Annotated in this window: 12 protein-coding genes; 7 read left to right on the top strand and 5 right to left on the bottom strand. The window is 41.0% G+C overall.

Annotated features, from left to right (window positions below):
- Nucleotides 1-12 precede the first annotated feature (12 nt).
- From ACIFPW_RS04115 to aceA, 4 genes are all read left to right on the top strand, one after another.
- Complete coding sequence (locus ACIFPW_RS04115) at nt 13-522, top strand: DinB family protein (protein ID WP_430242212.1); 510 nt, start codon at nt 13-15, stop codon at nt 520-522.
- 125 nt (nt 523-647) lie between these two features.
- On the top strand, nt 648-884 hold the full coding sequence (locus ACIFPW_RS04110; RefSeq protein ID WP_430242210.1) for a hypothetical protein: 237 nt from the start codon (nt 648-650) through the stop codon (nt 882-884).
- On the top strand, nt 874-1,944 hold the full coding sequence (locus ACIFPW_RS04105; protein WP_430242209.1) for a hypothetical protein: 1,071 nt from the start codon (nt 874-876) through the stop codon (nt 1,942-1,944). The genes ACIFPW_RS04110 and ACIFPW_RS04105 overlap by 11 nt, the downstream gene beginning before the upstream one ends.
- Before the next feature lie 45 nt (nt 1,945-1,989).
- A complete protein-coding gene (aceA, locus tag ACIFPW_RS04100; protein WP_430242207.1) occupies nt 1,990-3,264 on the top strand; it encodes an isocitrate lyase in 1,275 nt (424 codons plus the stop codon).
- A gap of 1,003 nt (nt 3,265-4,267) precedes the next feature.
- On the opposite strand, the gene ACIFPW_RS04095 is transcribed toward aceA, so the two are convergent.
- Nucleotides 4,268-4,741 (bottom strand): glycine/sarcosine/betaine reductase selenoprotein B family protein, encoded by a 474-nt coding sequence (locus ACIFPW_RS04095; RefSeq protein WP_194221092.1) that lies wholly within the window; start codon nt 4,739-4,741, stop codon nt 4,268-4,270.
- Nucleotides 4,742-4,917: 176 nt separating this feature from the next.
- Between ACIFPW_RS04095 and ACIFPW_RS04090 the strand changes: the two genes are divergently transcribed.
- The gene (locus ACIFPW_RS04090; RefSeq protein ID WP_430242204.1) at nt 4,918-5,121 is read left to right on the top strand and encodes a hypothetical protein; all 204 of its coding nucleotides are present in this window, start codon (nt 4,918-4,920) and stop codon (nt 5,119-5,121) included.
- 527 nt (nt 5,122-5,648) lie between these two features.
- Here the strand turns inward: ACIFPW_RS04090 and ACIFPW_RS04085 are convergent.
- A complete protein-coding gene (locus ACIFPW_RS04085; RefSeq protein WP_430242417.1) occupies nt 5,649-6,440 on the bottom strand; it encodes a superoxide dismutase in 792 nt (263 codons plus the stop codon).
- Nucleotides 6,441-6,620: 180 nt separating this feature from the next.
- Here ACIFPW_RS04085 and ACIFPW_RS04080 point away from each other — a divergent pair, with 180 nt between their 5' ends.
- The gene (locus ACIFPW_RS04080) at nt 6,621-9,308 is read left to right on the top strand and encodes a PBP1A family penicillin-binding protein (protein WP_430242203.1); all 2,688 of its coding nucleotides are present in this window, start codon (nt 6,621-6,623) and stop codon (nt 9,306-9,308) included.
- 107 nt (nt 9,309-9,415) lie between these two features.
- Nucleotides 9,416-10,429, top strand: coding sequence for an alcohol dehydrogenase AdhP (gene adhP, locus ACIFPW_RS04075; RefSeq protein WP_430242201.1), 1,014 nt, complete (start codon nt 9,416-9,418; stop codon nt 10,427-10,429).
- A gap of 25 nt (nt 10,430-10,454) precedes the next feature.
- Here the strand turns inward: adhP and ACIFPW_RS04070 are convergent, their stop codons facing one another.
- From ACIFPW_RS04070 to ACIFPW_RS04060, 3 genes are all read right to left on the bottom strand, one after another.
- On the bottom strand, nt 10,455-10,667 hold the full coding sequence (locus ACIFPW_RS04070; protein WP_194221097.1) for a spore germination protein GerPB: 213 nt from the start codon (nt 10,665-10,667) through the stop codon (nt 10,455-10,457).
- 14 nt (nt 10,668-10,681) lie between these two features.
- Nucleotides 10,682-10,897 carry a spore germination protein gene (locus tag ACIFPW_RS04065; RefSeq protein WP_194221098.1) on the bottom strand — a complete coding sequence of 72 codons (216 nt, stop codon included), beginning with the start codon at nt 10,895-10,897 and terminating at the stop codon, nt 10,682-10,684.
- Between the two features lie 62 nt (nt 10,898-10,959).
- Complete coding sequence (locus ACIFPW_RS04060; protein ID WP_430242199.1) at nt 10,960-11,349, bottom strand: spore germination protein GerPE; 390 nt, start codon at nt 11,347-11,349, stop codon at nt 10,960-10,962.
- Nucleotides 11,350-11,352: the final 3 nt, after the last annotated feature.

Below are 11,352 nucleotides of genomic sequence, written 5' to 3'. Positions count from 1 at the left end.
GGTGGAGATTGAATGAAAGATGCTCAATTACTAAAACAATTTACTTTTTGGCGATATCGAACACTCCAGGCGCTTGATGCTGTTACAGAGGAGCAAGCAGATGTTCTTCCTGAGGGTTTTACGAACACAGTGCGATGGAATTTAGGCCATGTACTTGTCACTGCAGAATTTGTTTTAGATCGTTTTACAGTGATGGAGAAGAGCCTTCCAATAAACTATTCCGCATTATTTAAAGCTGGTACAAGACCTGGTGATTGGACGGAAGAGCCGCCGTCACTTATTGAGATAAAGCATTACTTAATCGAGCAGAATAAAAGAATAAGTGAGTTAGAAGGAGAACTGAGCGAGTCCCTTCAAAGTGAATTTTCTATTGGTTCCTACCTTACACTTGAAACAGTAGGAGAACTTATTCTGTTTTTAATGAATCATGAAAATCTTCATTTAGGGACAATTAGTGGGATTAAACGTGCTCAGGGTATGAAAGAACTGTGGAAAAAAACAAACTGTATGAGTACAGCTTAAAACACGTGCAAAAGCACGTGTTTTTTGTATTTTTTATAACTTACTACAAGAAATATAGAATATAAAACCTGTGATTTGTGCAATTCACAGGTTTTTTTAATTTTCTAAAAAAAGGTTGAACCTTTTTGAAAAGTTGTTATATAATACTAACAAATAAAACAAATTGTATTATAACAGATGGAGGGAAGCAAAAATGGATTGTTATACGTGCTATGGAAATGGTGAATTGGAATGTCCGCATTGTCATGGAAAAGAAAGAAAAAATGAAGGGTGTCACCACTGTGAAGGTGAAGGATGTGTGGGATGTCATCGCTGCAACAGTAGCGGCAGACTTGAATAGGAGGGGATGTTGTGCTGGATGAAACTTTAGAAAGCGCTTACGATCAAAAAAACCATTTACTAACTCTTGAAGCGATGGTGTTTCTAGAAAACCTTCAACGTCATTCACAGTCAATACAGCAATTAATGCAAGCAGAATTAAACAGAGAAGATTTCTTTGAACAAAAAATTCTCTTACCTGAAACGAAATCAATCCGTGAAGCGAATTGGGAAGTTAAACCAGTTCGGAAAGATTTACAAGATCGAAGAGTCATCGTGAAACAATCCATTATCGACATTGTAAATGGTGCTTCAACAATTAATGCTGGGACAAATTTACTTATTGCAGACTTTTCGGATGAAGCAATGTCTTATGATCAGCGTATGCGAGCAGCGCAAAATCTAAAAGGACTTATTCAGCAAGAACGAGTTAAAGAGAATGTATATCCTACGGCCTTCATGATCGCAGTAAACAGTAGAAAGAATGAAGATAACTATAGTGGTATAGAAATTCCAGCTAACCTTATTGATTTTGGACTTTATGTTTTTCATAATACGACTGAATTATTGAAGCATGGTTCTGCTCCATATGTTTGTTTGAAAGGAATTTCTTCTTATCGAGAAGCTAGCTATTGGAATAACATATTTTCTTTCACAGAAAAGGAAATGAATCTCTTTCAAGGAACGATCAAGGCCACTGTCACAATTGATCAAAACAATATGAACCAGACTGAGGAAATACTTTATGAATTACGTGATCATTGCGCGGGTCTTCATTTTGAATCTGAAGGTGTTGAGAGCATAAACGATTTAACGCGGTTTGTGATTAGCGTAGGACATAAGCGAAAGACACATGTCATTGTGGAAGAAAAGATGATGAAAAATAAAGATCGCGATGATGAGAGAAATGTGAATGGGGAAATGTTTGAACGGGGGACACGGGAAGTAATTGAAGGGTTTGATGGGAAGTGCATCACAGATACTAATCTGATTCCAATGATGAAGGCGATTTGGAATCACTATATGCCTGAACCGAATCAGATTTGGAAAATGAGGCATGAGTACTCGGCATTTGATAGCTTGAATCATTCGAAAGTGATCTAAGAAAGAAGCATGACCAAATACCAACATATCCAGGGGGAAATAATAATGACAAAGCAAACAGCACTTCAAGAAAACTGGAACCAGGATCGTTTTAAAGGAATTGAACGCCCATATTCACCTGAAGAAGTTTTGAAATTACAAGGATCCGTTCAAATCGAGTATACTCTTGCGAAAAGAGGTGCTGAACGACTCTGGAAACTTGTGAATGAAGAGAACTTCGTCAATGCGCTAGGTGCCCTTACTGGTAACCAGGCTGTTCAACAGGTGAAAGCTGGCTTAAAAGCCATTTACTTAAGCGGATGGCAAGTAGCCGCAGATGCAAATATGTCGGGGCAGATGTATCCAGATCAAAGCTTATACCCTGTAAATAGTGTTCCACAAGTCGTAAAGCGAATTAATCAAGCTCTTCAAAGGGCGGATCAAATTGAACATTCGGAAGGAATTCATGAACGTGATTGGTTCGTTCCAATTGTTGCTGATGCAGAAGCAGGTTTTGGTGGCGCGCTGAATGTGTTCGAACTTATGAAATCAATGATTGAATCAGGTGCAGCAGCAGTACATTTTGAAGATCAACTCTCATCAGAGAAAAAGTGCGGGCACCTTGGAGGTAAAGTTCTTCTGCCAACACAGCAAGCTGTTAAAAATTTAATTTCTGCACGCCTCGCAGCAGACGTTATGGGAGTGCCAACGTTAATTATTGCGCGAACAGACGCTAATGCTGCGAATTTAATTACGAGTGATGTTGATAAATACGATGGTGAGTTTTTAACAGGGGAACGCACTCCTGAAGGCTTTTTCTATACGAAACCAGGTCTTGATCAGGCGATTGCAAGAGGCCTTGCTTATGCACCATACGCTGACCTTATCTGGTGCGAAACGTCTGAACCTAATTTAGAGGAAGCTCAGAAATTCGCTAATGCTATTCATGAACGTTTTCCTGGAAAATTACTAGCTTACAACTGTTCGCCTTCATTTAACTGGAAAAAGAAACTCGATGATGAAACGATCGCTAAATTCCAGCGTGAATTAGGTAAGATGGGCTATAAGTTCCAATTTGTTACGCTTGCTGGTTTCCATGCTCTTAACCACAGTATGTTTGAACTTGCAAGAGACTACAAAGATAACGGAATGGCTGCCTACTCAAGACTTCAGCAAGCTGAATTTGCTAGTGAGGCAGATGGTTACTCTGCGACAAGACACCAGCGTGAAGTTGGAACGGGTTACTTTGACGCTGTGTCTCAGGTCATTACAGGAGGAACTTCGTCAACGACTGCTTTAAAGGGTTCCACGGAGGAAGAGCAGTTTACTTCAACGAAATAAGAGAAAAAACCGGCTGAAATCAGCCGGTTTTTTGTGTGGTATTCGTTTAAATAGTGGAAGTGGGTCAGAAAAGCTGCTAGACATCGGTAGTATTAGAGTGAAAGGCACTTATTTCCGCGATAATTCATTGAATTCCGCGAAAAGTGATCACAATTCCGCGATAATCCAAATATATCCGCGGAAATAGGATTAATTCCGCGAAATCGGTTTTTTAGATCAGGCTGCAGTGCCTGCCGGGTCTAAACGGAGGATTCCGCTTTTCGTGTCTAGCTGCAGTGGCCAGGGTCTCGATCGCTTCACCCTACAAAAACAACACAAAGACCGTGTTCTTTTTGTAGGGCTCCAGCGCTTTTCGACCCTAACCGGCCACTTCCGCTTTTCATGTCTAGCTGCGCGGGCCAAATCCTCCGGCTGTTTCGCCCTTTCGATTGAGACAAAAAGCGTCTCATTCGAAAGGGCTCCAACATCCTGCGGATTTAGGCGGGCCCGCTCGGCTTTTCGTGTCTAGCTGCAGCGCCCAGCCTCTCGATCGCTTCACCCACTAAAATGAACACAAAGAGCGTGTTCTTTTTAGTGGGCTCCAGCGCTTGTCGAGGCTAAACGGGCGCTTCCGCTTTTCGTGTCTAGCTGCAGCCTCCAGACCCTCGGTCACTTCACCTTTTCATCCGAACACAAAGACCGTGTTCAAATGAAAAGGTTCCAGTGCCTGCCGGGTCTAACCGGAGGCTTTCGCTTTTTGTTATTTATACTTAATTCCTGATTCTTCTACTATTCCGCCTTCATTGGCTTCGACTAGGAGGTCGAGGGCTTTGTTGAGAACTTGTTTGTGCTGTTCTCTGTTGTTTGGTTGTCCTAGTGCGCTGCCCATTGGAAAACGGTTGTAGAGGGAGCGTGGAATGTTAACGTATTCGCTTATTTCTTTAGACATTGTCAAGGAAACTGTTGGGATTCCGTGTTCTTCTAATATGCGTGCGATCAGACCGACCGACTGTTGACAGACTGGTCAGGAAGGCACCAACAAAGCGAAGTCTACGTTTTCCTTCAATAACTTCTGAGCCACCTCTTGTGCTGTAACCGTTTTGAGTGGGTGAGGTGTAGGGATATATCCCATAAAGCCATAGTGATTTTCAGCGAGTTCTCCAATTCTTCCTTCTTCTTGAAGTTCTTTCATTGTATCAAGAGGGAATTGGATGTTGGCATCCTGTATCACTTTTGAGTGATCATAGTGCTCGTGAGCAAATGATACATTATTGAGATCTGTATTTACGGGAATTTCTCTGTAAGAAGGATCACCCAAACCAAAGTTATCATTAAATGGTTGTTGCCCTTTTACATATACACCACCAGTAGCAATAATAGCGCCTTTCGCTTTGCTAAGGTCTTTAGTGAATGGTGTGAATGGGGTCGACTCGTTCTTTTCAAACTTAAAAGAAGGGACCCAATTTTGTTGCACCGCCTGTTCGACCTTTTCAATCATGCTAACTCCTCCTTCTCATTAAAATTATGTTGCCTTTTTGTTTTAGCATGTATACAAAAAAAACAAAAGTAAAACGTCTTGGACAGCATAATTTCCTCAAGTATGAAATACGATGGTTAGTAAATGAAGGAGGAGGGACAGGCCGATATGAATCAGAGAAGAAATGCCTATAAACAATGATTATTCGATTCTTCACTTTTCTAATCGGGTTTGGTCTGTCGGTTGCAGGTGGTGTTACGTTAATTCTAGAGCTCAATCTGATTATTATTGGTCATAGTCTTCTTGACTATTTTGCGTATATATCGCAGACCCCAGAGCTGTATCTATTTGCTTCTGGCGTTTTTGTTGTATGGGTAAGCGTATACTGGCCTAGAGCATAGGCAGTAAGAATTATGATTTCTCCGCTAATGTCCCTTCCCGATTGAGAAACTTCTCATACCCTATAATGTAGGCAACTATCGTGATGGCCAAAAGGAAAGGGAGGAGACACATGAACCATTATCTCCCCATTTAGGGGGATTTTTATAGTGCTTATCCTGACACAAGGAATTATTATGGACTGAGACAGTATGACTACCAGCGGCCGTATCCGTTTATTGGAGGTTTTGCAGGTGGGCTTGCCGGAGGTCTTGCAGGAGGATTATTAGGAGTTTTATTAATACCGGGTATATATGGTGGATATCCTCGTCCACGACCAGGATATCCCTGTCCTGGTCCGGGATATTGCCCTCCAGGTTATGGACAGCCGGGATACGGAGCTCCAGGGTATGGCCCACCAGGATATGGCCCTCCGGGTTATCCTGGCGGACGACCGCCATATGGACCATATAGAGAATAGGTTTAAAAGCAAAGGGAGAACCCTTTGCTTTTTTTCTTTATTTTAGCTTATAGTATTGTTTTTTCTTTTTTAGAAGGAATTCCATTTTACATTTTGAGCTTTACGAAATCGTTTGTTAATTTCCTTCCAATTAACGACATTCCACCAGTTTTCGATGTAGTTTTTTCGGTTGTTTTCATATTGTAAATAATAAGCGTGTTCCCAAACATCAAGAGCTAGAAGAGGGATGACATCCCACTGGCTTAAGTTTTGGTGTTTTTCAGCTTGAAGAATTTCAAGTCTTCTTGATACAGGTGACCAGACAAGAATGGCCCAACCTGACCCTTCTACTTTAGCCGCAGCATTTGTGAATTGTTGCTTGAATTGGTTGTATGATCCAAAGCTCTTTTGAATCTCAGGTAAAATTTCTCCCTCTGGCTTCCCACCGTTTGGGCTCATGATTTTCCAAAATAAAGTATGAAGATAATGTCCAGCTCCATTGAAAGCTAATTCACGTTCCCAATGTTTAATGAGAGCATAGTTATCCTGTTGTCTTGCTTTCTGTAATTCAAGTTCTGCTTTGTTTAACCCATCTACATAGCTTTGGTGGTGAAGGTCATGATGCAGCCTCATGATTCTTTCACTAATGTAAGGCTCGAGTGCATTGTATTTGTATGGCAGAGAAGGTAAGGTATGTCCTCCTATAGGAACGGATGAATCTTGTAAGTTCCGCCACTGCTTGTATAACGAATTGGCCATCTTATATAGGTCTTCTTCATTTGACCCATTCACATCAACATTTTCCTGAACCGCCGCTAACCATTCTTCAGTTTGAATAAGTAGAGAAGAGTTTACTCGTTCATGGAGGTTACCTTCTAAAATGTGATTTCGGAATTGGGAGCCCCACTCAAGCAGTTTTACTGACAATCCACTCACTCCTTTCTAGACGTTATTACTATATGAATCTTGTTAACAAATTGTTTCAATCTCTTAATAAATGTTTTTAATATGAAACATTTGGGTAACACCTCTCTATGGAGTTTGACGCTAAGGGGGATCATAATGGGGAAAAATATCAATGAAGAACAACATACAGGTAAGCAAGAAGGTCGAAAAAAAGGGAAACGTTTTGCTAGGAATGTCCTTTTAATAGGTGCTTTCTTGATGGTTTTTGTATTAACGTTTGGGGGATATCAAACTTACGCCTATATTAATGAAGCACCAAAGCTTGAAGAAAATAAACTAAGTTTACCGCAATCATCTACTTTATATGATGCAGAAGGAAATAAAATTACAGACATCGTAGGCAAAGAGCATCGAAATATCGTTTCATTTGATGAAATCCCTGAACATGTTGTAAATGCCTTCATTGCAGTTGAGGATGTAAGATACTGGGAACATAATGGAGTGGATTTAAAAAGAATCGGCGGAGCTGTCGTCGCCAATATTCAAGATGGGTTTGGGGCAGAAGGTGCGAGCACGATTACGCAACAAGTTGTTAAGAACATGCTTTTAGAGCCTGATAAGACAGTGAAACGCAAAGTTCAGGAAGCTTACCTTGCGATGGAATTAGAGAAACAGTATTCCAAAGAAGAGATTCTTGAGATGTATTTAAATAAAATCTATTTTGGACAAGGGGCATATGGAATCGCAACAGCTGCGAATACCTACTTCAATAAGTCACTTGAAGAGTTATCAACAGAGGAAGCAGCATTATTAGCAGGTTTGCCTCAGCGGCCATCAGGATACGATCCATACAAACATCCGGACATTGCAAGCGATAGAAGAGCTACTGTCCTAAGTTTAATGGAGCAGCATGGATTTATCTCTGAACAAGAACGGAAAGAAGCAGCTTCTGTTCCTGTAGAAGATTCAATTGTGGATCAACAAAGTCAGTCGACAACCAACGATGCTTTTATCGATCAGGTCATTGATGATCTTGAGAAAGCTGGCATTCCTGAAAACGCCCTTTATTCAGGGGGATTAGAAATTTATACGACGCTTGATCAGAATGCTCAGCAGATTGTAGATGAAGCACTTACCACAAATAAAGTTGTTGAATACCCAGATGAGCAGTTTAGAGCAGGGGTTTCCCTAATTGACACTCAGTCCGGTGCGATTAAGGCTATTGGTGGAAATCGTCAAACGGGTGAAGATGATGTGCAAAAAGGATTTAATTATGCCACTCAATTAGAACGGTCCCCAGGCTCCACGATCAAGCCAATTCTTGATTATGCTCCTGGAATTGAAAATCTAAAATGGTCAACGAATCAACAGTTTATTGATGAAGAACTTGAGTTAAACGGTAAAGAATTTAGTAACTGGAACGACGAGTTTCAGGGCAGTGTTTCTATACGAGAAGCACTTCAGTGGTCTTATAATATTCCTGCTATTAAAGCATTTATGGAAGTGGGGGGCGAAGAAGCTCAAGCATTTGCGAAAAAACTTGGCATTTCAATTGATGAAACGTATCCTGCCTATGCTATCGGTGGTTTTGCTGGAGGAATTTCTCCTCTACAACTATCAGGCGCATATGCCGCATTTGGTTCAGGCGGAACTTTCCATGAGCCCTATAGTGTTGAAAAAGTAGTATACCCGAATGGTAAGGAGCACCAGCTATCCTCTAAATCTGAAAAAGCGATGAGTGAAGGAACTGCCTACATGATTACAGACATGCTCCGGACGGTCGTGGAAGAAGGAACTGGCATGCAGGCGAAAATTAAAGGTTTGGACGTAGCCGGTAAGACGGGCACGACAAGTCTTGATGATGGTATTAACGGTGAAGGTGTATCAGACGCCTGGTTTTCTGGATACACGTCTAACTATACTGCTTCCATTTGGACTGGATATGATAAAACGACTCAAAATTCCTTTATTCATAAAGAAGACGATGATATTGCGAAGTTGCTTTTCCGTCACATCATGAGTGAAGTATCGAAGGATAAAGAAACCGCCTCATTTGAAAAGCCGGATTCAGTTGAAGAGATTGAAATTGATAAGACAACAGGCTTACGTGCAAATAAGGCAACACCTTCGTCTAGTATAATTAAAGAGCTTTACTTTAAAGGAGAAGAGCCGAAAAAAGCACCACTTCCAAAACCAAAAAAGAAAACTTCATCAAATGAAAAAGATGAGAAAGACGATACATCTACAGAATCTACTAAGAAGAATTCCAATAATTCCAATGATAAAAAGAAGTCAGAGGATAAAGTAGAGAAAAAGCAGAAGGATGAGTCCATAAAAGAGGAACCAAAGGCTAAGCCGGAAGAAAAGAAAGAACCAAAAGAGCCTCAAGAACCGGAAAGATCAGACGAACAAGAACAACAAGAACCTACTGATCAGTCCGAAGAAAATGAAGAGCCTGTAACGGATGACTCTGCTAATACTAAAGCTGACAGTTCAGAAGACGGCGAAGATGATGCTAATGCTAACACTGGTAATGAAGAGAATACCAATAATGATGGCGGTAATGAAGGAACCCCAAGTAATACGGGTGACGCAGAAGAGGGAGGTAATCAAGAAGGTTCAAATAATGACCCTCCCGCTGATGGAAATGATGAGGGCACGAGTGAAGAAACAAATGAAAACTCTGCAAATGATAGTGAAAATAGCGAGGTAAGTGATTCGGAAGAAAACACTAGTGACACATCGGACACTTCTGATCAAAGTGGAAGTCAAACTTCTGAAGAGAAAGAAACTTCATCAGCTGATGCGAATCAATCGAAGGAAAAAGAAACAACAGAAAAGTAGAAAATACTGCAAATATCCTGAAACTGTGACCAATTTAACAGTTTATAGAATGAACCTCCATTATGATGAAGAAGGAAATGAAAATTCATCATATGGAGGTTTTCATTATGAAAGCAGCAATTGTACATGCCTTTAGAGAGCCACTTTCAGTAAAGGAAGTAGAAAAGCCTGTTATTGGACACGGAGAAATATTAGTACGCATCAAAGCATGTGGTGTATGTCATACCGATTTACATGCCGCCCATGGTGATTGGCCAGTTAAACCAAAACTTCCGCTGATCCCTGGTCACGAAGGAGCTGGTATTATTGAGGCAGTAGGGGAAGGCGTTACGCACTTGAAGATAGGAGATCGAGTGGGTGTCCCATGGCTCTATTCCGCTTGTGGTCACTGTGAATACTGCCTAACGGGACGTGAAACACTTTGTAAAGAACAGCAGAATGCGGGCTATTCAGTTGATGGAGGATATGCTCAATATTGTAAAGCCGATGCAGATTATGCTGTCAAAATTCCTGATCGTCTTAGTTTTGAAGAAGTAGCTCCTATTTTCTGCGCCGGCGTTACCACTTACAAAGCTTTAAAGGTAACTGAGGCTAAGCCTGGTGAGTGGGTGGCTATTTATGGTATCGGAGGATTAGGGCATGTCGCCGTTCAATATGCGAAAGCAATGGGGCTTCACGTTATAGCAGTTGATACGCACAGTGAAAAATTAATACTTGCAAAAGAACTAGGTGCAGATCTTATTGTTAATCCAGTTGAAGAGAATTCTTCTGAATTTATCCAAAGAGAGGTTGGTGGAGCGCACGCTTCCGTTTGTACAGCTGTTTCTAAGCCTGCTTTTAGTGAATCTTATGCGGCAGTTAGACGAGGAGGCTCCGTAGTTGCTGTTGGACTACCACCTGAAGAAATGCCGATACCGATTTTTGATACAGTATTAAATGGCATTAAGGTCATTGGATCGATCGTGGGCACGCGAAAAGATTTAATGGAAGCTTTGCAATTTGCAGCTGAAGGTAAAGTAAAAACAATTATTGAGACTCGCCCACTAGAAGAGATTAACGAAGTTTTTGAGAGTCTAGAAAATGGCGATATTAATGGAAGAGTTGTGATCACGTTCGACTGAAAAAAAACCGCCGTCGGCGGTTTTTTTATGTTGGGGGAGCAAGAGGGACAAATGGTGTTAATTCAGAAGTTTGGGCTGTAGATAGTTCAGGAGCAGGTTCAGTGTATCCACCTGTATTATAGAGATTTGATAGTGGTTTTATAATACCAGCGCTCCCAATTTGCAGGACTGAGGAATTCGAAATTCCTTCGACTCTAAGCTGATGAATAACGATGTTTTGGTTCACAAAGAAATTCACGAATCTTCAGCTCCCTAATTGTTTGCGGTAATGTTTTCATCCGCAACATCCGGGTCTAGTGAATTCGTTAAACTAAATCCGTTGTTCACGACATGAAAATCCCCTGTATTAAATGCACCTGAACCAGCGTATGTTTTTGAAGTTGATTTTGGTGTTGTGTTAAAACTATCCCCGAAGTTTACTACTCCACCCGCGCTATTTATCTTAACTGGTCCTACGATTGAAGGCATTGTTGAACACCCTTTGAGTTGTTATAAAGTATAGTATGTGATCAATAAAGGATCCGTTCAATTTATTCTTCATCATCGTAAGGATTAGACAAATATTCGCGATTATGTTTCACCCTTGCCTCCGTCTTAATCTGTCTTGTAGAACCAACTTGTAAAACGGAGGAAGCAGCGATCCCAATGACGCGAATGCTCCCAACTTTAATAATGGGGTTTTCGTGAATAGTGCATTGCTCGATGTTCTCAGTAAGCAGCGGGAGAGGTAGTAGTTGGGAAAACATCGGATATTCTGATAAATCTTCTACTTCATTCCCATTAAAAATAGGAAATTCACGCTGTAAAGCATAAATTTTAGTCTCGGGAGTCACTTGATTGCTGTCACCAATTTGCACAACTGCTGAACTATCCACTGACGAAACAAGGATCCAATTGACGAGGGAGGATCGACTATTCATAGG

This window comes from Pseudalkalibacillus sp. NRS-1564 (assembly GCF_050467905.1).
In the GTDB taxonomy this organism is placed as follows: domain Bacteria; phylum Bacillota; class Bacilli; order Bacillales; family Guptibacillaceae; genus Guptibacillus; species Guptibacillus hwajinpoensis_B.
Note: the sequence above shows the minus strand (reverse complement) of the source record. Positions and strands in the feature narration are given on the sequence as shown.

Bases quoted from the DNA above. Each gene is read 5' to 3' on its own strand.
- ACIFPW_RS04065 (WP_194221098.1), bottom strand. From the start codon at position 10,897: ATGCCTTCAATCGTAGGACCAGTTAAGATAAATAGCGCGGGTGGAGTA.
- aceA (WP_430242207.1), top strand. From the start codon at position 1,990: ATGACAAAGCAAACAGCACTTCAAGAAAACTGGAACCAGGATCGTTTT.
- ACIFPW_RS04095 (WP_194221092.1), bottom strand. From the start codon at position 4,741: ATGATTGAAAAGGTCGAACAGGCGGTGCAACAAAATTGGGTCCCTTCT.
- adhP (WP_430242201.1), top strand. From the start codon at position 9,416: ATGAAAGCAGCAATTGTACATGCCTTTAGAGAGCCACTTTCAGTAAAG.
- ACIFPW_RS04090 (WP_430242204.1), top strand. From the start codon at position 4,918: ATGATTATTCGATTCTTCACTTTTCTAATCGGGTTTGGTCTGTCGGTT.
- ACIFPW_RS04060 (WP_430242199.1), bottom strand. From the start codon at position 11,349: ATGAATAGTCGATCCTCCCTCGTCAATTGGATCCTTGTTTCGTCAGTG.
- ACIFPW_RS04115 (WP_430242212.1), top strand. From the start codon at position 13: ATGAAAGATGCTCAATTACTAAAACAATTTACTTTTTGGCGATATCGA.
- ACIFPW_RS04080 (WP_430242203.1), top strand. From the start codon at position 6,621: ATGGGGAAAAATATCAATGAAGAACAACATACAGGTAAGCAAGAAGGT.